Source organism: Mesorhizobium sp. B2-1-3, from assembly GCF_006442495.1.
GTDB lineage: Bacteria > Pseudomonadota > Alphaproteobacteria > Rhizobiales > Rhizobiaceae > Mesorhizobium.
The window spans coordinates 130715-153637 of record NZ_VFWL01000015.1; the positions used below are offsets into that span (position 1 = coordinate 130715).

Below are 22923 nucleotides of genomic sequence, written 5' to 3' on the forward strand. Positions count from 1 at the left end.
GTTCACAGATGAAAGGCCTGTCCAGCCGGAATCAGCGAAAAACAGGCCGGATTCAGCGGATTAAGGAAACTTTAGCGCTGCTGCATCTATGATCCTCGCAAGCGAAAGTCGTGAGTGGGGACGCGCCTTCTTCGCAAGATGGACTGGAATGGCCAGCGTTCCCCAGGTCGGCGACATTGGATGCCTGCGAATGTCGCAGCGTGTTCCCGGGGAAGAGTGAACAGAACATGCAGCCGGCAGCCGCCCAGAGCGAACGAAGCACCGATATTGCGAGCACTGTCCTCGCCACAATGCGCCAGCTCGGCGTGCTCGGCCTGCCACGCAACTACGAGATCTTCTACGAGGCCTTGAGCGGATCCAATCGCGAGCTCAGCCTTGCCGTCGTGTCGCTGAGCGGCCGACCGACACAGGACGACATCGACCAGATCGGACGCGCCTTCTTTGCCCAGAACCATGGCTCCGGCATCGTCGAGCACGCCAGGGAAGTCATCGCCAATGAACTTGAGGACATCGCTTCGCTGCTGAGGAGCGAGCGCAGCCACATCGAGAAATACGGCAGGATCCTCAACGAAACGTCGAGCGGACTCGGCAGAAACAGCCTGCTGTCGCCGGATGTTCTGCAGAAGATCGTCAACGCCATGGCGGTCGCCACCAATTCGACGATCGATCATGGCCGGCAAGTTGCCTCGACGCTCAGCGACAAGACCGAGGAACTGGAAAGCGTCAAGTCGAAGCTCGAGGAATACAAGCGCCTGGCCGACACCGACCCCCTGACGCAAATCTGGAACCGTCGCGCCTTCGACAAGGAAATCACCAGGATCTACAACAGCAACAAAGGCATCCTGTTCAATGCATTGATCCTCGCCGACATCGATCGGTTCAAGGACATCAACGACAGGTACGGCCATCCCGTCGGCGACAAGATCCTCCAGATCATCGCCGATATATTCCAGACCAGCATTCGCGCCGACATGTTCGTCGCCCGCACCGGCGGCGAGGAATTCGCGCTGATCGTCGAGGGCGCAAGCGAGGACGCCACCTACGAAATCGCCGAACGCATTCGCGCGCTGATCGAGCAGTCGCCTTTCACCAGCAGCCAGACCGGCATGAATTACGGCACCGTCACCGTCTCGATGGGCATCTGCATGGCATCCGAAGCCGAGGGCCCTGAAGACCTCTACAGCAAGGCAGACCGGGCGCTTTACCGCTCAAAGGTCAGCGGACGTAACCGCGTGACCAGGCATTCGACGATGGCGGGCCGCGCCGGCAAGAGCTGGCTGCTCTACAAGCAAGACTGATTTTTCGGCAGGAAGCGCTTTTCCTGTGAACTGCTTTGGACGGGGGTCAGCCGTTGGCGACCTGCTTGTGTTGCACCGGGTGGCTTTTCTTGAGCAGGTCCGACACCAGGAACGCCAGTTCGATGGCCTGGTCGGCATTGAGGCGCGGGTCGCAATGGGTGTGATAGCGGTCCTGCAATTCCTCGGCGGTGATGGCGCGGGCACCGCCAGTGCATTCAGTCACGTTCTTGCCGGTCATCTCGACATGGATGCCGCCCGGATGCGTGCCTTCGGCGCGGTGCACCTCGAAGAACGTCTGCACCTCCTTCAGGATGCGGTCGAACGGCCGCGTCTTGTAGCCGGCCGCCTCGATCGTGTTGCCATGCATCGGGTCTGACGACCAGACGACGCTACGGCCTTCCTTCTGCACCGCCCGCACCAGCTTCGGCAGATGCTCGGCGACCTTGTCGGAACCGAAGCGCGCGATCAGCGTCAGCCTGCCTGGCTCGTTCTCGGGGTTGAGCAGGTCGATCAGTTCCAGCAAGCCGTCCGGCGTCAGCGACGGGCCGCATTTCAGGCCGAGCGGGTTCTTGATGCCGCGGCAATATTCGACATGCGCATGGTCGGGCTGGCGGGTGCGGTCACCGATCCAGATCATGTGGCCAGACGTCGCGTACCAGTCGCCGGAGGTCGAATCGACACGCGTCAGCGCTTCCTCATAGCCGAGCAGCAGCGCCTCGTGGCTGGTATAGAAATCAGTCTCGCGCAGCGCGAAATTGGTTTCGGAGGTGATGCCGACCGCGCGCATGAAATCCATCGTCTCGGTGATGCGGTTGGCAAGCGACTCGTATTTTTCGGCCTGCGGGCTGTCGGAGACGAAGCCGAGCATCCAGCGATGCACATTCTCCAGGCTGGCGTAGCCGCCCTGCGCGAAGGCGCGCAAAAGATTGAGCGTTGCCGCCGACTGACGGTACGCCATTTCCTGGCGGGCAGGATCGGGAATGCGCGACTTGAGGTCGAATTCGATGCCATTGATGATGTCGCCGCGATAGCTCGGCAGCGTCACCTCGCCCTTGGTCTCGTTGTCGGACGAGCGTGGCTTGGCGAACTGGCCCGCAACGCGGCCGATCTTCACCACCGGCTGCGCACCGGCGAAGGTCAGCACCACCGACATTTGCAGGAAGACGCGGAAGAAGTCGCGGATGTTGTCCGCGCCATGTTCGGCAAAGCTCTCGGCGCAGTCGCCGCCCTGGAGCAGGAACGCCTCGCCGGCGGCAACGCTGGCCAGTTGCTTCTTCAGCTTGCGCGCCTCGCCGGCAAAAACCAGCGGCGGAAAGGTGGCGAGCTGGGCCTCCGTGTTCTTCAGCGCGGCAAGGTCCGGATAAGCAGGGACCTGCTTGATCGGCTTTGCCCTCCACGAATTCGGCGACCATTTCGTCATCGCTGCACCCAACGCTCTTTCCGGCAAGCACCCTCGCCCGCCATTTCCAGCCCCCATGTGGGGTGGCGGCTCCATACACGAAGCCGATTTCCTATTCTAGACCGGAATTTCAGCGCTGGCGAATGGGCCGGGCTGGCTACGCCGCCTTCTCTACCAGCCGCGCCAGTTGCGTCATGACGACAGCCGAGCCCGCCAAACGCTTTTCCGCCGTTGGCCAGTCGCGGGTGAAGACGACACTTTGGTCCGGCCGGATCTTTGCCAGCGAGCCTTGCTCGCCGATAAATTTGACCAGTCCGACCGGGTTGGAAAACTCGCGCTTGCGGAAATGGATGACCACGCCCTTCGGCCCGGCATCGAGCTTCTCGACATTGGCCTTGCGGCAGAGGGCTTTGATGAAGACGATCTTGAGCAGATGCTTCACCTCCTCCGGCAGCGGGCCGAAACGGTCGATCAGCTCGGCGCCGAAAGCATCGATTTCCTCGGTGCTCTCGAGGTCGCCGAGGCGCCGATAGAGCGCCAGCCTGAGCTGCAGGTCCGGCACATAGCTCTCCGGGATCATCACCGCCGTGCCGACGGCGATCTGCGGCGACCAGCCGCCATCCAGCACCTCGCCGGAATCCTTCACCTCCGCGACCGCCTCCTCCAGCATCTGCTGGTAGAGCTCGAAGCCGACTTCCTTGATGTGGCCGGATTGCTCTTCGCCGAGCAGATTGCCTGCGCCTCTGATGTCGAGGTCGTGGCTGGCGAGCTGGAAGCCGGCGCCCAGCGTGTCGAGCGACTGCAGCACTTTCAGCCGACGTTCGGCGGTGTCGGTCAGCTTGCGGTTGGCCGGCAGTGTGAACAGTGCGTAGGCGCGCACCTTCGAGCGCCCGACACGGCCGCGCAACTGATAGAGCTGCGACAGGCCGAACATGTCGGCGCGATGGACGATCAGCGTGTTGGCGGTCGGGATGTCGAGGCCGGATTCGACGATGGTGGTCGACAAGAGAACGTCGTACTGGCCGTCGTAGAAGGCGTTCATGATGTCGTCGAGTTCGCCCGGCGGCATCTGGCCATGGGCCACCGCCACCTTCAGTTCCGGCACGGATTGGTTCAGGAAATCATGGATTTCCGCCAGATCGCTGATGCGCGGCACGACATAGAAGGAATGGCCGCCGCGATAACGCTCGCGCAACAACGTCTCGCGAATGACCAGCGGATCGAAGGGCGAGATGAAGGTGCGCACCGCCATGCGGTCGACCGGCGGCGTGGCGATCAGCGACAGTTCGCGCACGCCGGTCAATGCCAGTTGCAGCGTGCGCGGGATAGGCGTCGCCGACAGCGTCAGCACGTGGACGTCGGTCTTCAGGTCCTTCAGCCGTTCCTTGTGCTTGACGCCAAAATGCTGCTCTTCATCGATGATCAGGAGGCCGAGATTCTTGAACGAGATCGCGCTGCCGAGCAGCGCGTGGGTGCCGACCACGATATCCACCGTCCCTTCGGCAATGCCCTTCTTGGTCTCTGCCAGATCCTTTGCGCCGACCAGCCGCGATGCCTGGGCGACGCGGATCGGCAGGCCGGAAAAGCGCTGCGAGAAGGTCTTGAAATGCTGGCGGGACAACAGGGTTGTCGGCACGACGACCGCCACCTGGAACCCTTCCATCGCCGCGATGAAGGCGGCGCGCAGCGCCACCTCGGTCTTGCCGAAACCGACATCGCCGCAGATCAGCCGGTCCATCGGCTTGCCGGCCGCCAGATCGTCCCTGACGGAATCGATCGCCGTCTGCTGGTCATCGGTCTCCTCATAGGGGAAGCGCGCGGCGAACTCGCCATAGAGGCCTTCCGCCGGCACCAGCGGGGGTGCAGCGCGCATCTGCCGTTCGGCGGCGATGCGGATCAACTGCCCGGCCATGTCGAGCAGGCGTTTCTTCAGCCGCGCCTTGCGCGATTGCCAGGCGCCGCCGCCGAGTTTGTCGAGTGTCGCCTCGGCTGTATCGGAGCCGTAGCGCGACAGGAGCTCGATGTTTTCCACCGGCAGGAACAGCCGGTCGTCGCCGGCATAGTGGATTTCCAGGCAATCATGCGGCGCCCCGACGGCTTCGATTGTGCGCAGGCCGATGAAGCGGCCAATGCCGTGGTCGGCATGGACGACGATGTCGCCAGCCGACAGGGCCGAGGCTTCGGCAATGAAGTCGGACGCGCGCTTCTTGCGCTTGGAGCGCCGGATCAGCCGGTCGCCCAAAATGTCCTGTTCGGCGACGACGACCAGTCTTTCGGTCTCGAAACCGGATTCCAGCGGCAGCACGGCCAATGCCGCCTGCCCCGGCTCGAGTTTCTCCGCCTCCGCCAAGGTCGCCACCGGCGCAAGATTGCCCAGACGATGTTCGGCGAGAATTTGGCCGAGCCGGTCGAGCGAGCCCTCGGTCCAGCCGGCGACAATGACGCGGCGGCGTGCCGCGCGTTCGTCGGCGATGTGCTTCACCGCCACGTCGAAGACATTGACGTTGGGGTCGGCGCGCTCTTCCGCGAAGCTGCGGCCATGGCGCGAGCCGGCGTGGAAGACCTTTCTTGCTCCCGCATCCGGTGCGTCGAAGGCGGTGAAGTCGATCGCTTCGCGCGGTCCGAGAGAAGCGACGAGATTTTCCGGCGAGACGTAAAGCAGGTCCGGCGCCACCGGCTTGTAGGGCACCGCGTCCTTCAGCGCACCTTCGGCCTGCTTTTTGCGCGCCTCGTAGTGATCGAGGATCAGCGTGTGGCGTTCGGCAAGCGCTTCATGCGCCAGATGGTCGAAAACGACAGGCGTGTCCGGCAGATAGTCGAACACGGTCTCCAACCGCTCGTAGAAGAACGGCAGCCAATGTTCCATGCCCGCGAAGCGCCGGCCTTCGCTGACCGCGGCGTAAAGCCCATCGTCCCGCGACGGCGCGCCGAACGCTTCGATATAGGCGCGGCGGAAGCGGCTGATCGTCTCGGGCGTCAGCGCCACCTCGCTCATCGCCTGCAGCGCCATGGACTTGCGCTGCCCGGTGGTGCGCTGCGTGGCCACGTCGAAGACGCGGATCGATTCCAGCGTATCGCCGAAAAAATCCAGCCTCAGCGCCTCGGTCCAGCCAGGCGCGAACAGGTCAAGGATGCCGCCGCGCACGGCGAACTCGCCGATGCCGCGCACCGTCGGCACCCGCTCGAAGCCCGATGTCTCCAGCCGCGACACCAGCGCGTTCATATCGATCTGGTTGCCAGGTTTGGCGTGAAAGGTCTGCGCCTCGATGAGATCCGCGGGCGGAATGCGCTGGAGCAGCGCATTGGCGGTGGTGAGAATGACGGCGCGATGCGGCTTCCTCGCCAGCGCGATCATGGCGGCGAGCGCGTCGAGCCGCCGGGCGGCCGCATCCGAGCCGGGCGAGACGCGGTCATAGGGCAGGCAGTCCCAGGCGGGCAGTTCCAGCACGGGCAGGCCGGGAGCGGCAAAGGCCAGCGCCTCTGTGATTGCCGGCAGGCGCTGCCCGTCGCGCGCCACGAACAGCACCGGCTTGTCGGGCGCGATCTCGCGCGCCGCCTGCACCAGCGCGAAGGCTTCATAGCCGTCGGCGACGCCGTCGACGATGAACTGGCCGGCACGGCCTTTCGGCAAGCCGATGGTGGGAATGAGGCTCATGGAAGCGTTCTTCAAAAGGTCATTGTCCGGCGTGAAGCCATGATTTTTTGCAGGACCGCACAATCAATTTCGGCGGGAACAGGACGTTCGCCGGTGATCAAGGGCAGGAACTCGGTGTCGGGAATATCGAGGAGCTTTTCATATTGGTCGATTTCATCGCCGGTCAAGGCGCCGATCTCAGCATCGGCGAAGGTGCCAAGGATAAGGTCCATCTCGCGCATGCCGCGGTGCCAGGAGCGAAACAAGAGCTTGCGGCGGCGGGCGTCGAGCCCCTCGCTTGATCGTTTCGTTCCCGTCATTGTGCCGCATCCTCGCTTGCTGCGGCGCATATAGCGTGGATAGAAGGGGCTGTCAGCCTTGCGCTGCAGCCGTCGCGACATAAGCTGACATCATGCGTCCTTCCATCCTTGACCCGCTTTTCGTCCCGATCACGTCGCTCGCCGGTGTCGGGCCGAAGGTCGGCGCGCTGATCGAAAAAGTCGTCGCGGCCGATCTCGGCGACCGAGCGGCGCGCGCCGGCGATCTTCTGTTCGTGCTGCCGCATACCGTCATCGACCGCCGCAACCGGCCGGGCATTGCCGGCTCGGCCGAAGGCGCCATCGTCACGCTCGACCTGTGCATCGACCGCCACCAGCCGCCGCCGCGCGGCAACAGGTCGGTGCCTTACCGGGTCTACGCCCATGACGATACCGGCGAAGTGGCGCTGACCTTCTTCCACGCCCATGCTGCCTATCTGGAAAAATCGATGCCTGTGGGCGAGCATGTCGTGGTCTCCGGACGCATGGAATGGTTCAACGGGCGCCCGACCATGGTCCACCCGGATCATATCGCCTTGGCCGGCGACGCCGAAAACCTGCCGCTGGTCGACCCGGTCTATCCGCTCACGGCGGGGCTGTCCGCCAAGGTGCTGCGCCGCGCCATCGGCCAGGCGCTCGGCCGTCTGCCGGAACTGCCTGAGTGGCAGGATGGTGCTTTCATGCGCCGCCAGAGTTTCCCGTCTTTCGGTGACGCGCTGGCCCGCATCCATCATCCCGCGGACCCGATCGATGTCGCCATCGAAGGCGCCGCATGGCGGCGCCTCGCCTATGACGAGTTGCTGGCGGGCCAGGTGTCGCTCGCCCTGGTCCGGTCGAGGGTCCGCAGGCTGTCCGGCCGGCCGCTCACCGGCGACAGCCGGATCGTCGACAAGCTGCGCGCGGCCCTGCCCTACACATTGACCGCGTCCCAGGAATTCGCGCTCGCCGAAATCAATGCAGACCTCGCCGACCCCGAGCGCATGCTGCGCCTCCTGCAAGGCGACGTCGGCTCCGGCAAGACGGTCGTTGCGCTCCTGGCCATGGCGCGTGCCGTCGAGGCTGGCGGCCAGGCTGCCCTAATGGCGCCGACCGAAATCCTGGCGCGCCAGCATCTGGCGACGATCGCCCCTTTGGCGGAACGGGCAGGCATGCGCACGGCCATCCTCACCGGTCGCGAAAAGGGCCGCGAACGCGCCGAAACGCTGGCGGGACTGGCCGGCGGCGAGATCGACATCGTCATCGGCACGCACGCGCTGTTCCAGGAAACGGTGGCGTTCCACGATCTTGTCCTTGCCGTCGTGGACGAGCAGCATCGCTTCGGCGTTCACCAGCGGCTTGCCATCACCGCCAAGGGCGACGCGCCAGACATGCTGGTGATGACGGCAACCCCCATTCCGCGCACGCTGGTGCTGACCGCCTTCGGCGACATGGACGTCTCCAAGCTGACGGAAAAGCCGGCCGGCCGCCAGCCGATCCGCACCGTCACGCTGCCGCTTGAGCGGCTGGACGAACTCGTCGATCGCATGGTGGAAGCGGTGGCCGGCGGCCAGAAAATCTACTGGATATGCCCGCTCGTGGAAGAATCCGAAGAGATAAAGCTGATGTCGGCCGAAGACCGCTTTGCTTCCTTGAAGCCGCTGTTCGGCGACCGGATCGGCCTTGTCCACGGCCGCATGAAGGGCGCCGAGAAGGACGAAGCGATGCGCGCCTTCAAGCAAGGCGAGACGCGCATCCTGATTGCCACAACCGTCATCGAGGTCGGCGTCGACGTGCCGGACGCGACCATCATGGTCATCGAACACGCCGAACGTTTCGGCCTCGCCCAGCTGCACCAGTTGCGCGGCCGCGTCGGGCGCGGCGACAAGCCTTCGTCCTGTGTATTGCTCTACAAGGATCCGCTCGGCGAAACGGCCAAGCGGCGCCTGTCGGTGATGCGCGAGACCGAGGATGGCTTCGTGATCGCCGAGGAGGACCTGAAGCTGCGCGGCGAAGGCGAATTGCTTGGCACCCGTCAGTCCGGCACGCCGGGCTTCCAGGTCGCGCGCATCGAGGCGCATGCGGACCTGCTCGAAGCGGCCCGCGATGACGCAAGACTGATCCTGTCGCGTGATCCGGACCTGCAGACCGAGCGCGGCGAAGCGCTGCGCCTGCTGCTCTACTTGTTCGGCCGCGACGAGGCGGTGCGGCTCCTGCGGGCGGGATAAGGCCCGAGCGGCGGATTGGCCAGGGTGCCCGTGATCGGCTCGCCATTCAGCATCACCAGCTTCGTTTTCACCTCCGGCGCCACCAGCCCGGCCGAGACGATCAGCTTGGCGCCATCCTCGATCGTCATGTCGAGCAGCACGATGTCCGATTTCGGCACATACATCAGGAAGCCCGTCGTCGGATTGGGCGTGCAAGGCATGAAGACAGCGGTCAGCGGATCGCCTTCCTGGTCAAGCTTCTGGTTGATCTCGGTTTCCTTTTCGCTGGCCACGAACACCAGCGACCAGACCCCCTTGCGCGGATATTCGACCAAGCCGACCTGGCGGAACATGTCACCTTTGTTCGACAGCACGGTTTCGAAAATCTGCTTCAGCGAGCGATAGATGCCCCGCACCAGCGGCATGCGGCCAAGCAGGCGCTCGCCGAAATTGACGATGGCGCGGCCGACGATATTGGCGGTCATGAACCCGATCAGCGTGATCAGGACAAGCGCCACGATCAGCCCGAACCCCGGAACCGGGAACGGCAGATAGGTATCGGGACTGTAGCGTGCCGGAATATAGGGTTTGACCCAGGAATCCACCCAACCGATGAAGGACCACGCGATATAGGCGGTGATCGCCAGCGGCGCGCAGACGACGAAGCCTGTGAGGAAATAGTTCCTCAGCCGGGTCATGCCGGAGGTCTTGAGAGCATCTGACATGGGTTCACCGGGGCGCGAGTTGCAGCGCAAACATTAGTGAACCGGAAGGCGCTTTGGAACTGTGAAGTTTTTAAAGCACCTGTTTAAAAAACGCCTACTCCACCGTCACCGATTTCGCCAGATTGCGCGGCTGGTCGACGTCGGTGCCCATGAAAACGGCGGCGAAATAGGCCAGCATCTGGATCGGCAGCGCGTAGATGATCGGCGAGATGATTTCCGGCACGTCCGGAAGGATGATCGTCTCCATCGTCTTCACGCTCGCCTGCGCGGCGCCCTTGGCGTCGGTGATCAGGATGATCTTGCCGCCACGCGCCGCCACTTCCTGCATGTTGGACACCGTCTTCTCGAAGATGCGGTCATGCGGTGCGATGACGATGACCGGCATGTTCTCGTCGATAAGCGCGATCGGGCCATGCTTCAACTCGCCCGCGGCATAGCCTTCGGCGTGGATGTAGGAGATCTCCTTGAGCTTCAGCGCGCCTTCCATGGCGAGCGGGAAATTGGTGTCGCGTCCGAGATAGAGCACGTCCTTGTAGCGCGACAGTTCCCGCGCGATCCGTTCGATCTGCTCTTCGAGTTTGAGCACCTGGTTGGCATAGCGTGGCGCCTCGGAAAGCGCCCGCACCAGCGACTTTTCCTCGTCCCGCGAAATCGTGCCGCGCGCCACGCCTGCCCGGACGGCGAGCGAAGCCAGCACCGACAACTGGCAGGTGAAGGCCTTGGTCGAGGCGACACCGATCTCCGGCCCGGCCAGCGTCGGCAAGATGACGTCGGATTCGCGCGCCATGGTCGATTCCCGCACGTTGACGACGGCGCCGATCTTCATGCCGGCCTTGCGGCAATAGCGCAGCGAGGCCAGCGTGTCGGCGGTCTCGCCCGATTGCGAGATGAAGAAGGCGGCGTCGTTCTTCGACAGCGGCATTTCGCGGTAGCGAAATTCGGAGGCGACATCGATGTCGACCGGGAGCCGAGCGTAGCGCTCGAACCAGTATTTGCTGATCAGCCCGGCGAGATAGGCAGTGCCGCAGGCCGAAATCGCCAACCGGTTAATCATAGCAAAATCGAATGGCAGGTCGAGCGGCTTGGAGACGCCGGAAACAAAATCGACGTAATGGGCCAGCGTGTGCGAGATCACCTCCGGCTGCTCATGGATTTCCTTCTCCATGAAGTGGCGGCGATTGCCCTTGTCGACCATGAAGCTGGTCGAGAGCGACTGCTGGCGCTTGCGGTCGACCTTTTCGCCGTCAATGTCGAAGATGGCGACACCGCTGCGGCGCACCACCGCCCAGTCGCCGTCTTCCAGATAGGTGATCGAATTGGTGAACGGGGCAAGCGCGATGGCGTCGGAGCCCAGGAACATCTCGCCGTCGCCATGGCCGACCGCCAGCGGCGGGCCGTTGCGGGCGCCGACGATGAGGTCCTCGTCGCCCGTGAACATGATCGCCAGCGCAAAGGCGCCTTCCAGCCGCTTGAGCGCCTTGTGCGCGGCATCGACCGGCTTCAAGCCTTTGGCGACTTCCCGCGCCACCAGATGCGCGACGACCTCGGTGTCGGTCTGCGACGAGAAGGAATAGCCGTCGCGGATCAGTTCGTCGCGCAGCTCGGCGAAATTTTCGATGATGCCGTTGTGGACGATGGCGACGCCATTGGAAAAATGCGGATGCGCGTTGGTCTCGTTCGGCACGCCATGCGTGGCCCAGCGGGTGTGACCGATGCCGATCGTGCCGTCGAGCGGCTCGTCCTTCAGCCTGCGCTCGAGATTGACCAGCTTGCCTTCGGCGCGGCGGCGGCCAAGCGCCCCCTTCTCTATGGTGGCGACGCCGGCCGAATCGTAGCCTCGATATTCAAGCCGCTTCAGCGCATCGACGATGAGCGGCGCAACCTGCGAATGGCCGACAATTCCAACGATACCGCACATGCAGACAGTCCCCAATCCCCGGCAGAACCCGGCGCTATCTACGGATTGCCGGGCTCTCGCGAAAGTTACTTTGCGTTTCGTTCCGTGTAATGGGAACAGTCTCGTACGCATGCATCATGACACAGCGCACTTGCAATCCAGTTACTGCAATCGTTCAGTTTTTGAAGACCGGTTTTACCTCTTTTTGGCAACCGCGGCCGACGCGAAGCGCTCGCGCAATTCCTTGCCTTTGCCGGGGATCGTCTTCTGGCGGGCACGCCCGAAGGCCAGCGCATCGTCGGGCACGCTTTCGGTGATGACGCTGCCCGAGGCGATATAGCCGCCCTTGCCAATGGTGACCGGCGCGACAAGCGAGGAATTCGATCCGACGAAGGCGCCCTCGCCGATATCGGTGAAGTGCTTCAGATAGCCGTCATAATTGCAGGTGATCGTGCCGGCGCCGATGTTGGCCCCGGCGCCCACCCGCGCGTCGCCGATATAGGTCAAATGGTTGACCTTGGCGCCCTCCTCGATGACGGCCTGCTTGACCTCGCAGAAATTGCCGACCTTGGCTTTCTGTTTGAGATCGGCGCCCGGCCGCAGCCGCGCGAAGGGGCCGACATCGCAATGAGCGGCGACGATGGCGCCTTCGATATGGCTGAAGGCGTGAATCCTGGCGCCGCCTGCAATCTTCACACCCGGCCCGAACCAGACGTTCGGCTCGACAATGGTATCGGCGCCGATCTCGGTGTCGTGCGAGAAATACACCGTTTCTGGTGCGATCAGCGTCACGCCCGAAAGCATCGCTTCCTGCCGGCGGCGTGCCTGCCAGATGCCTTCGGCCTGCGCCAGCTCGGCGCGGTTGTTGATGCCGAGCGCATTCTCGAAGCTGGCTTCGGTAGCGACGACATCGAGGCCCTGGTTGCTGGCAAGCTCGACGATATCGGTGAGATAGTATTCGCCCTTGGCGTTCCTGTTGCCGACGGCGTCGAGCAATTTCATCGCCTGGCTGCCGGCAATCGCCATCAGCCCGCCATTGCAGAAGGTGATCTTCTTCTCCTCGTCGGAGCAGTCCTTTTCCTCGCGGATGGCGACGAGCTTGCCACCTTTTTCGATCAGGCGGCCATAGCCGGTGGGGTTCGCCGTGCGGAAGCCGATGACCACGACGGCAGCACCTTGCGCCAGCTTCAGGCGCGCGGCCGTGAGGGCGTCCGGATCGATCAGCGGCGTATCGCCGAACATGACGAGGATATCGTCGTAACCTTTTGATATAGCAGCGCGCGCGGCAAGCACCGCATGCGCAGTGCCGAGGCGCTTTTCCTGCACGAAAGCCTCTACCTCCGGCGCGAATTTCTGCGCCGCCTTGCGCATCTCCTCGGCGCCGTGGCCGATCACCAGCGCAAGGTCGCCGGCGCCCGCTGCCTCGGCCGCCTTGACCACATGCGCGACCATCGGCAGCCCGGCGATCTGGTGCAGCACCTTGGGCAGCGCGCTCTTCATGCGCGTGCCTTCGCCGGCGGCGAGGATGACGGATAGGCATGTTCTCTGGTTCATGGAAGGACAACCATAGGAAAAGCGTTGGGAATCAAATTATGCTAGCAGTGGGCGCCATGCTGCACCAATGCGGTTAAATTCCGGTGAGATGGTGAGCAGCCGACTCTTAATCAGCGGGTCACAGGTTCAATCTTGTGCGCACCCGATACCGACAGCCTTATCCCAGCCGGCCCAGCAGCGGAAAATTCTCCAGCAGCCAATACGACACGGCCTGCACCCCGCCGGTGAGGAAAAACACGCCGGCGACGACCAGCAATGCGCCGATCGCCTTCTCGACGCGGCCGAGATGAACGCGGAATTTGCCGAGGAAACGCATGAAGGCGCCGGAAAACAGTGCCGCGATCAGGAATGGGATACCGAGGCCGAGCGAATAGGCGGCGAGCAGCAATGCGCCTTCGCCCACTGTCTCGCGGCCGCCGGCCAGCGTCAGGATCGGCCCCAGCACCGGGCCGATGCACGGCGTCCAGCCGAAGGCGAAGGCCAGTCCCATGACATAGGCCGCGACCGCGCTTGCCGGTTTGCCCTGCGACTGGAAACGCGCCTCGCGCGATAAAAGCGGAATGCGCAGGATGCCGAGGAAATTCAGCCCCATCAGGATGATCAGCACGCCGGCGCCCATTGCCAGCGGCTCCTGCCAGACGCGCAGGAGGCGGCCGATGCTCGAGGCGCCGGCGCCCAGCGCGACGAACACGGTCGAGAAGCCGAGCACGAAGGCAATCGAGGAATAAAGCAGCGCGGTACGGGCGCCGGCTTTGGCGGCTGCCCCGGCATTGCCGCGAAAATCGTCGACCGACACGCCGGCCATGTAGCAGAGATAGGGCGGCACCAGCGGCAGCACGCAAGGCGACAGGAACGAGATCGCCCCTGCCCCGACCGCGCTGACATAGCCTATATCCAGTGCCATTCCAGAACTCCGACTTTACGGGCCGATATAGCGACGCCCGGGCCCCTCTGCCAATCACCATTGTGTTGGCATGCCCGGGAATAAACGTCGGTACCTGCGCGTTGATCGAGCGAGGCCGCGATTGCCGCGCATCCTCGGATCAGCAGGGAGATTTCGATGAAAACCGTGACACTAGGGTTGGCCGCGCTTTTGCTCAGCACCGCCGCGTCTTTCGCAGCAGAGGCCTGGAAGGAGGCCGAGGTCGGCGGCACCAAGATCTACACCGATGCCAACGGCATGACGCTCTATACCTATGACAAGGACGAGAAGGGCAAGACCAACTGCTATGACAAATGCGCCACAAACTGGCCGCCGCTGAAGGCCGAGGCCGGCGCCAAGGCGGACGATGAATGGACCGTAGTCGACCGTACCGACGGCACCAAGATGTGGGCCTATGACGGCAAGCCCGTCTACACATTCATCAAGGACAAGAAGGCCGGCGATGTGTCGGGTGATGGCGTCGGCGGCGTCTGGCATATCGTCAAGGCCGACTAAGGCTGCCACCTTAACTTCGACGTTGCTGCCGGGCGTGCCTCCAACGCCTGGCAGCCCGCACCAGACGCGCTGGCGCGGCATTTGGCTCAATACACAGGGTCGCCGGCGACTCATCGGCGCCAATTTGAGCCGCTCCTCACCGCTCCAGCCATTTGTCTTAGTTACCCCTCAACAATGTGATCTTCTCCATACACTCTTAGAGTGTATTGCTGCCGGCACTCTTGCAATTTGGCCGCTTCCCCTTGACCGGATGCAAAAGCGCGGCCATGTGAGCGACGAACAGAACCGAGATTTCGTCGCGCGCAGCGGAATTCTTCTGCCGCATCACAGCTGATATGAGCCCTCATGGACGTCGTCGTCGTCGAATCGCCGGCCAAGGCGAAGACAATCAACAAATACCTCGGCAAGAATTACAAGGTCCTGGCCTCGTTCGGCCATGTCCGTGATTTGCCGGCCAAGGATGGCTCGGTGCGACCGGACGAGGATTTCGCCATGTCCTGGGCGGTCGACACGGCATCCGGCAAGCGCCTCGCCGACATCGCCAAGGCGGTCAAGGACGCCGACGGCCTGATTCTCGCCACCGACCCGGACCGCGAGGGCGAGGCCATTTCCTGGCACGTTCTGGAAGTCTTGCGGCAGAAGCGCGCGCTGAAGGACAAGCCGGTCAGCCGCGTCGTCTTCAACGCCATCACCAAGAGCTCGGTGCTCGAGGCGATGGCCAATCCGCGCCAGATCGATGCGCCGCTGGTCGACGCCTATCTCGCCCGCCGGGCGCTCGACTATCTCGTCGGCTTCACTCTCTCGCCGGTACTGTGGCGCAAGCTCCCCGGAGCCCGTTCCGCCGGCCGCGTGCAGTCGGTCGCCTTGCGGCTGGTCTGCGACCGCGAATCCGAGATCGAACGCTTCATCCGCGAGGAATACTGGCAGATCGCTGCCATCCTCGGCACGCCGCGCAACGAAAATTTCGAGGCGCGCCTGACCGCTTTCGAGCGCAAGAAATTGCAAAAGCTCGACATCGCCAACAAGGCGCAGGCCGACGACATCAAGGCCATGCTCGAGGGCGCGGCCTTCAAGGCGCTGTCCGTCGAGGCAAAACCCACCAAGCGCAATCCAGGCCCGCCCTTCACCACCTCGACATTGCAGCAGGCCGCCTCGTCGGGCCTCGGCTTTTCGGCCAACCGCACGATGCAGGTGGCGCAGCGCCTCTATGAGGGAATGGAGATCGGCGGCGAGACCACCGGCCTGATCACCTATATGCGAACCGACGGCGTGCAGATGGCGCCCGAGGCGATCGACGCGGCACGCGATGCCATCGCCAAGGAATTCGGCCCCAAATACCTGCCGGAAAAGCCGCGCCTGTACACGACCAAGGCCAAGAACGCCCAGGAAGCGCACGAAGCGATCCGCCCGACCGACTTCATGCGCACGCCGGCATCGGTTAGGCAATATCTCGATGCCGACCAGATGCGGCTCTATGAATTGATCTGGAAGCGCGCCATCGCCAGCCAGATGCAGCCGGCGGAGATCGAACGCACCACGGTCGAGATCGAGGCGGTCAACGGCGCGCGCACGGCCGAGTTGCGCGCCGTCGGTTCAGTCGTGCGCTTCGACGGTTTCATCGCCGCCTATACCGACCAGAAGGACGATGATTCCGAGGACGAGGAAAACCGCCGCCTGCCCGAAATCCGCGCCGGCGAGCAGCTTGCCCGCCAGGCGATCAACGCCACCCAGCACACGACCGAACCGCCGCCGCGTTATTCCGAAGCTTCGCTGATCAAGAAGCTGGAGGAGCTCGGCATCGGCCGGCCGTCGACCTACACGGCGATCCTAAAGACGCTCGAGGACCGCGACTATGTCACCATCGACAAGCGCCGGCTAGTGCCGCAGGCAAAGGGCCGGCTGCTGTCGGCCTTCCTGGAGAGCTTCTTCGAGCGTTATGTCGAATATGACTTCACCGCATCGCTCGAGGAAAAGCTCGACGAGATCTCCGACGGCAAGCTCGCCTGGAAGGACGTCCTGCGCGATTTCTGGAAGGATTTTTCCGGCGCGGTCGCCGACATCAAGGAACTGCGCGTCACCGACGTGCTCGATGCGCTGAACGAGGAACTGGCGCCGCTGGTTTTCCCTGCCCGGGAGGACGGCTCCAATCCGCGCATCTGCCCCAAATGCGGCACCGGCAATTTGTCGCTCAAGCTCGGCAAGTTCGGCGCCTTCGTCGGCTGCTCGAACTATCCCGAATGCTCCTTCACCCGCCAGCTCGGCGACGCCGCCAACCCCAATGGCGAGAATGGCGGCGGCGAAGACGGCACCAAAGTGCTCGGCAAGGATCCCTACACGGCTGAGGAGATCACGCTGCGCAGCGGCCGCTTCGGTCCCTATATCCAGCGCGGCGACGGCAAGGAAGCCAAGCGTTCCAGCTTGCCCAAGGGCTGGACGCCCGATTCGATCGACCATGAGAAGGCGCTTGCCCTGCTTTCCCTGCCGCGCGATGTCGGCAAGCATCCGGAAACCGGCAAGATGATCTCGGCAGGGCTTGGCCGCTACGGGCCTTTCGTGCTGCATGACGGCACCTACGCCAATCTCGACAGCATCGAGGATGTGTTCTCGATCGGCCTCAACCGCGCCGTTTCGGTGATCGCCGAGAAGCAGTTGAAGGGCAAGGGCGGCCGCAATGGCGGCACTGCGGCAGCCCTCAAGGAGCTTGGCGATCATCCCGACGGCGGCGGCAAGATCGTCGTGCGCGACGGCAAATACGGGCCTTATGTCAATTTCGGCAAGGTCAATGCCACGCTGCCCAAGGGCAAGGATCCGCAATCGGTGACGATGGAGGATGCGCTGGCGCTGATCGCCGAGAAGGAAGCCAAGGGCGGCGGCGGCAAGAAGCCTTTCCGCAAAGCGGCGGCGGCCAAGGCGCCCGCTACCAAGAAGACGGCGGCCAAGAAGCCTGCCGCCAGGAAAAAGGGATAGAACGGCGTGGCGCGCAGGATCTCCGCAACAACCCACGGCGACCCGCGCACCGCCGACACAACGGCCCAGGTCAAGGGCGATTACAGGCCCTCGCGTGACGAAATCCTGCGCTACATCGCCGAAAATCCGGATCGCGCTGGAAAACGCGACATCGCCAAGGCGTTCGCGCTGCGCGGCCCGGACCGCATTTGGCTGAAGGATCTCCTGCGCGACCTGCAGGACGAAGGCGTCCTGACCAAGGAGCGTAAGCGCCTGGCCCGCGTTGGCGCCCTGCCCCATGTCACAGTGCTCGACATTTTCGACCGCGACGCCGACGGCGTGCTGCTGGCGCGTCCCACCGAACACACCGCCAATGGACCGCCCCCCATCGTTTCCATCCGCCTGTCGCGCAGTGGCGGCGGACCGGCGCCTGGCATTGGCGATCGCGTGCTGGCCAAGACCTTTCCCGCCGACGACACGAATGTCGCCTTGGGCGGCCCGGCCTACACAGGGCGGGTGATGAAGATATTCGAGAAGCGCACGGATGCCGTTCTCGGCGTCTTTCGGGTGCTTCAGGACGGCAGCTTCCGCATCGAGCCGGTGGAGCGCCGGCAACCCGAACTGATCGTCGACAAGGAATTCCAGAACGGAGCCAAGAACGGCGATCTCGTCGAGGTCGAGCCCGCCCGGGCCTCGCGCTATGGCTTGCCGAGAGCAAAAGTGCTCAACGTGCTGGGCTCGCTGACCAGCGAAAAGGCGGTCTCGATGATCGCCATCCACGCACATGACATTCCGCATGTCTTCCCGGCCGACGTCATCGCCGAAGCCGAAGCCGTCAAGCCTGCGACGATGGCCAACCGCGAGGACTGGCGCGAACTGCCGCTGGTCACCATCGACCCGGCCGACGCCAAGGACCACGACGACGCGGTGTTCGCTACGCCCGATCTCGATGAGAAGAACCCCGGCGGCGTGGTCATCACGGTCGCCATCGCCGACGTGGCTGCTTACGTCCGCTACGGCACGGCACTCGACCGCGAAGCGCTGAAGCGCGGCAACTCGGTCTATTTCCCCGACCGCGTCGTGCCGATGCTGCCCGAGCGCATCTCCAACGATCTCTGCTCGCTGCGCGAAGGCCAGGATCGCCCGGCACTGGCAGTGCGCATGACCTTCTCGGCGGACGGGCGCAAGGTCAGGCATTCCTTCCACCGCATCATGATGAAATCGGCGGCCAAGCTCGCCTACCCGCAGGCGCAGGCGGCGATCGACGGCGTGCCGGACGACAAGACCGGGCCGATCCTCGACGCAGTGCTGAAGCCGCTATGGGATGCCTATGCGGTCCTCAAGCGCGGACGCGATGGCCGCCAGCCGCTCGAACTCGACCTGCCCGAGCGCAAGATCCTGCTGAAGCCCGACGGCACTGTCGATCGCGTCGTCGTGCCGGAACGGCTCGATGCCCATAAACTCATCGAAGAATTCATGATCCAGGCCAATGTCGCCGCCGCCGAGACACTCGAGGCGAAGAAGCAGGCGCTGGTGTACCGCACCCACGACGCGCCCTCGCTGGCCAAGCAGGAATCGCTGCGCGAATTTCTGCAAACCCTGGGCCTGTCGCTGGCGCGCGGTGCGCAGATGCGGCCCGCCCAGTTCAACGGCATTCTCGAGCGCGTGCGCGGCGCCGACAATGAAGGTCTGGTCAACGAGGTGGTGCTGCGCTCGCAGAGCCAGGCCGAATATTCACCCAAGAACATCGGCCATTTCGGCCTCAACCTGAACCGTTACGCGCATTTCACCTCGCCGATCCGCCGTTACGCCGACCTCATCGTGCACCGCGGGCTTATCGCCGCACTCGGCCTCGGCCCAGGGGGCCTGACGCAGGAGGAGGAAGCGCGGCTCGAGGATGTTTCGGTGCTGATTTCCGGCACAGAACGCCGTGCAATGGCGGCCGAACGCGACACGATCGACCGGCTGATCGCCGCTTATCTCGCCGAGCGCATCGACGACCGTTTCGACGCCCGCATTTCGGGCGTCACCAAATCGGGACTATTTGTCCAATTGCCGCAGTATGGCGCGGATGGTTTCATCCCCGTGTCAACTCTGGGCGGCGATTACTATATATATGACGAAACGGCCCGCTCGCTCTACGGAGAACGCTCGGGCAAGGGTTATCAGCTGGCGGACCGTGTCGAGGTCCGTCTCGTCGAAGTGGCGCCGATGGCCGGCGCGATGCGCTTTGAGATGTTGACCGACCCGAAGCCCCTGCCTGGCTCCGTCAGGTCGTTTCACAAGGCAAAAGGCCGCGCCCGTGCGTCACAATCGCGCCCAGGCTCGCGTGGCAGGAGACGATGATGGCAAGAGTCACGGAAGAACAGGTTTTCGGCGGTGAACATCACTCGGGCCGGGTCGCGCGTCCGCTGTGGACGGCGATGAAGCGCGGCATGCTCGGCCGCTGCCCGCATTGCGGCGAAGGCAAGCTGTTTCGCGGCTTCACCAAGACCGTCGAGACATGCAGCGTCTGCGGCGAGGAGATACACCATCACCGCGCCGACGACCTGCCCGCCTATCTGGTCATCGTCATCGTCGGCCACATCGTGCTCGGCGCCTTCATGGGCGTGGAGGCGACGTCGACCCTTTCCACCTGGCAGCACATCGCCATCTGGGTACCCTTGACGATCCTGCTGTCGGTTGCACTGCTGCAGCCGGTGAAAGGTGCCGTCATCGGATTGCAATGGGCATTCTATATGCACGGTTTTGCTGGCGAACACGACGTGGCTGAACCCCATCCCGGTGCCTGAGGTGCTGGCTGGCGCAACATGCCAACCGTCAAGGCTACTTTCGCATGCAAGACGTTTCCGCTAGGTCCTGCGCATGGAAGGAATGACCAAGGCGGACGTCGACAGGATCGACAAGGGTCTGGCCACGCATGGTGGCCGGGCGATTCGTCCACGTGATGCCGCGACCCTGATCCTGCTCGACGGCAAGGCCAACGACTTGCGGGTCCTGATGGGTCGCCGTCATGCCGGTCACGCCTTCATGCCAGGCAAGTTCGTTTTTCCCGGCGGCCGTACCGACCCGGCGGACAGCCGCATCCCCACCGCCACCGCGCTGCATCCCGAGCAGGAAGCAAAGCTCATCGCCGGCCCCGGCCGCACGAGCGAGGCGCGTGCCCGCGCCATCGCCTTGTCGGCCATCCGCGAGACCTATGAGGAAGCCGGGCTGCTGATTGGTCGCAAAGGCGCCTTCGCCACGACAAGGTCTGATTGGCAAGGCTTTGCCGAACATGGGGTGCAACCTGCCCTGGACATGCTGCGCTTCATTGCGCGCGCCATCACGCCGCCCAACCGGGTGCGCCGCTTCGACACCCGCTTCTTCTGCGCCTGGCGCGATGATGTCGCCGTCGAACTGACGGGCGGCGGTCCGACCAACGAGCTCGAGGAACTGGTCTGGCTGCCGCTTGCCAAGGCCAGGGAAGCCGACATTCCCGACATCACCCGGATGATCCTGGACGAGCTGGAAAGCCGCCTCGCCCATGATCCGCTGTTGCGTCCGGGCGGTCCCGTGCCCTTCTACCGGCTTGTCCGCAACCGCTTCACCCGCGAAATTCTGTAGAACATCGAGTATTCAGACATAACATGACGGTCGATACCCAACCAAAGGGCGACGAGCGCGTACACTGGCTGCCGATGGTGGCGGCGATCTCGTCGATCAGCGTCGTCGGCATCGCCATCGGCCTCGGCATGCCGCTGCTCAGCGTCATCCTGGAAACGCGCGGCCATTCGGCCTCGATGATCGGCCTCAACACGGCAGTCGCCGGCCTGGCCTCGATCGCCGGCGCCCCTCTGGCCACGCCGCTCGCCATGCGCTTCGGCGTCGCCTGGACGATGATCGCCATGATTGCCGCCGGTGCGCTGGCCTTCGTCGGCTTCCACTTCGCACCCGATTTCTGGATGTGGTTTCCGCTGCGCGTCGTGCTGCACATCGCGCTGACGGTGCTGTTCATCCTGTCCGAATTCTGGATCAGCACCTCGGCGCCGCCGCATCGGCGAGGTCTTGTGCTCGGCATCTACGCCACCGTGCTGTCGCTCGGCTTTGCCGCGGGGCCGTGGCTGTTCGCCCATCTCGGCAGCTCCGGCTTCAGGCCGTTCGGAGTCATCATCGCATTGGTGGCGCTGGCCGCGATCCCGGTGCTGGCGGCGCGCAACGAGAGCCCGACGATTGTATCCGACGGCGAAACCAGCAATTTCCTGCGCTACATCTGGCTGGTGCCGACCGCGACCGCCGCCGTTCTGGTGTTCGGCGCTGTCGAAACCGGCGGTTTCGCCCTGTTTCCGGTCTATGGCAACCGCATCGGCTATTCCGAAGCCGACGCAGCCTTGCTGCTCACCATGATCGGCCTCGGCAACGTGCTCTTGCAGATCCCGATCGGCATGATCAGCGATCGCGTCTCGGACCGCCGCTATCTGCTTCTGGCGTGCGCCACTGTCGGACTCGCCGGTACGATCTTCATGCCGCATCTGGCCGGCAACTGGCACCTGATGGCGGGCCTTCTGTTCGTCTGGGGCGGCGTGGTCGCGGCCATGTACACGATCGGCCTCGCCCATCTCGGCTCGCAGCTTTCCGGCCATGAACTGGCTTCCGCCAATGCCGCCTTCGTGCTGTGCTACGGCGTCGGCATGGTGCTCGGCCCGCAGGCGATAGGCATCGGCATGGATGCGTTCGGTCCCTCTGGCTTCGGCTGGTCGCTCGGCCTGTTCTTCGCCGCCTACATGGTTCTTGCCAGCGTCAGGTTGGTCCGCAAGATCTTGTAAGCCGCCACCGGCGCAAACCGGATTCACGATCGCCCACTACCGGCTGGCCCATAACTGGCTACCCCCGGATGACTGGCTGCTGACAGAACCGTGTCAGCAGCCACGGTTTATACGGAGACCTCAAAACACCTGAAGTTGAGGAGACTCCGATGATCGACAGCGGCTTTGAAACCACATCATTGCGGATGACGCTGCTCCTGCTTGTCACTTTCCAGGCGCCGGCCGCGGATGTCGACCGCATCATGGACGCCGTGGTGGCGCTGGCGCCGCTGGCCATGGGTAAATATGACCGCAACGCCTACCAGTCGGCGCATGGCATCGAGCGCTACCGGCCACTTGACGGCGCAGCCGCCGGCGCCGAGACCGAATTGCGGCGGCGCCCCGGCACGGTCGAGGTTTCGTTCGAATTGCCCGATGACCAGGAATTGGCGGCGCGCGTCGTAGAAGCGATCTTTCAGGCGCACAGCTACCAGGAACCGGTGATCCGCATTCAGCCGGTCCTTGCCAGCCGTTCCAAGGGACTGGACGACCGCGCCAATCCGAATCGCTGGTGGAACACCACGGGAGATTGGAAGAAAACCATCGTTCTGGAGGCGGAACACGTGTGAATGCCGACAGGCATTGGCTTCCGTGACGGCGGCAAGGCGCGTCGGGCTGTCGGTAGCTAATCAAGTTGTCCGGTTTGGTAGCACATGATCTGTCCGCTTCTGTTTTGGCGTCGAAGCGG

General features: G+C 63.8%; 16 protein-coding genes. 9 read left to right on the forward strand and 7 right to left on the reverse strand.

What is annotated here, in order from left to right; genetic code table 11:
• Window positions 1-227: 227 nt before the first annotated feature.
• Complete coding sequence (locus tag FJ973_RS22780; protein WP_140525394.1) at window positions 228-1298, forward strand: diguanylate cyclase; 1071 nt, start codon at window positions 228-230, stop codon at window positions 1296-1298.
• A gap of 46 nt (window positions 1299-1344) precedes the next feature.
• On the opposite strand, the gene FJ973_RS22785 is transcribed toward FJ973_RS22780, so the two are convergent.
• The 3 genes from FJ973_RS22785 to FJ973_RS22795 form a co-directional block, all read right to left on the reverse strand.
• Window positions 1345-2718, reverse strand: a complete 1374-nt coding sequence (locus tag FJ973_RS22785) for a 3-deoxy-7-phosphoheptulonate synthase class II (RefSeq protein WP_140515265.1) — start codon at window positions 2716-2718, stop codon at window positions 1345-1347.
• A 136-nt stretch (window positions 2719-2854) separates the two neighbouring features.
• Window positions 2855-6352: a transcription-repair coupling factor gene (mfd, locus tag FJ973_RS22790; RefSeq protein ID WP_140557811.1), complete on the reverse strand. Its 3498-nt coding sequence runs from the start codon at window positions 6350-6352 to the stop codon at window positions 2855-2857.
• 11 nt (window positions 6353-6363) lie between these two features.
• Entirely contained in the window at window positions 6364-6651 is a 288-nt protein-coding gene (locus FJ973_RS22795) for a succinate dehydrogenase assembly factor 2 (protein WP_140498959.1), read from the reverse strand.
• A 92-nt stretch (window positions 6652-6743) separates the two neighbouring features.
• Here FJ973_RS22795 and recG point away from each other — a divergent pair, with 92 nt between their 5' ends.
• The gene (gene recG / locus FJ973_RS22800; protein WP_140557813.1) at window positions 6744-8852 is read left to right on the forward strand and encodes an ATP-dependent DNA helicase RecG; all 2109 of its coding nucleotides are present in this window, start codon (window positions 6744-6746) and stop codon (window positions 8850-8852) included.
• Here recG and FJ973_RS22805 read toward each other — a convergent pair.
• The 4 genes from FJ973_RS22805 to FJ973_RS22820 all read right to left on the reverse strand — a co-directional run bounded on the left by FJ973_RS22805 (window position 8804) and on the right by FJ973_RS22820 (window position 13911).
• Complete coding sequence (locus FJ973_RS22805) at window positions 8804-9556, reverse strand: DUF502 domain-containing protein (RefSeq protein ID WP_140557815.1); 753 nt, start codon at window positions 9554-9556, stop codon at window positions 8804-8806. The two genes, recG and FJ973_RS22805, sit on opposite strands and share 49 nt — an antisense overlap.
• 94 nt (window positions 9557-9650) lie before the next feature.
• The gene (gene glmS, locus FJ973_RS22810) at window positions 9651-11474 is read right to left on the reverse strand and encodes a glutamine--fructose-6-phosphate transaminase (isomerizing) (protein WP_140557816.1); all 1824 of its coding nucleotides are present in this window, start codon (window positions 11472-11474) and stop codon (window positions 9651-9653) included.
• A 174-nt stretch (window positions 11475-11648) separates the two neighbouring features.
• Window positions 11649-13007 carry a bifunctional UDP-N-acetylglucosamine diphosphorylase/glucosamine-1-phosphate N-acetyltransferase GlmU gene (gene glmU / locus FJ973_RS22815; RefSeq protein WP_140557818.1) on the reverse strand — a complete coding sequence of 453 codons (1359 nt, stop codon included), beginning with the start codon at window positions 13005-13007 and terminating at the stop codon, window positions 11649-11651.
• Between the two features lie 157 nt (window positions 13008-13164).
• Window positions 13165-13911 (reverse strand): cytochrome c biogenesis CcdA family protein, encoded by a 747-nt coding sequence (locus tag FJ973_RS22820; RefSeq protein WP_140498969.1) that lies wholly within the window; start codon window positions 13909-13911, stop codon window positions 13165-13167.
• 156 nt (window positions 13912-14067) lie between these two features.
• On the opposite strand from FJ973_RS22820, the gene FJ973_RS22825 reads away from it, so the two are divergent.
• From FJ973_RS22825 to FJ973_RS22855, 7 genes are all read left to right on the forward strand, one after another.
• Window positions 14068-14445, forward strand: coding sequence for a hypothetical protein (locus FJ973_RS22825; RefSeq protein ID WP_140525400.1), 378 nt, complete (start codon window positions 14068-14070; stop codon window positions 14443-14445).
• A gap of 345 nt (window positions 14446-14790) precedes the next feature.
• Entirely contained in the window at window positions 14791-17412 is a 2622-nt protein-coding gene (gene topA / locus FJ973_RS22830) for a type I DNA topoisomerase (protein WP_140557820.1), read from the forward strand.
• Between the two features lie 6 nt (window positions 17413-17418).
• Window positions 17419-19737, forward strand: coding sequence for a ribonuclease R (rnr, locus tag FJ973_RS22835; protein ID WP_140557821.1), 2319 nt, complete (start codon window positions 17419-17421; stop codon window positions 19735-19737).
• Complete coding sequence (locus tag FJ973_RS22840; protein ID WP_140501566.1) at window positions 19737-20183, forward strand: DUF983 domain-containing protein; 447 nt, start codon at window positions 19737-19739, stop codon at window positions 20181-20183. The genes rnr and FJ973_RS22840 overlap by 1 nt, the downstream gene beginning before the upstream one ends.
• Before the next feature lie 73 nt (window positions 20184-20256).
• Window positions 20257-20997, forward strand: coding sequence for an NUDIX domain-containing protein (locus FJ973_RS22845; protein ID WP_140501564.1), 741 nt, complete (start codon window positions 20257-20259; stop codon window positions 20995-20997).
• A 23-nt stretch (window positions 20998-21020) separates the two neighbouring features.
• Window positions 21021-22196: an MFS transporter gene (locus tag FJ973_RS22850; protein WP_140501562.1), complete on the forward strand. Its 1176-nt coding sequence runs from the start codon at window positions 21021-21023 to the stop codon at window positions 22194-22196.
• Window positions 22197-22345: 149 nt separating this feature from the next.
• Window positions 22346-22804: a hypothetical protein gene (locus FJ973_RS22855; RefSeq protein WP_140501560.1), complete on the forward strand. Its 459-nt coding sequence runs from the start codon at window positions 22346-22348 to the stop codon at window positions 22802-22804.
• Window positions 22805-22923 lie beyond the last annotated feature (119 nt).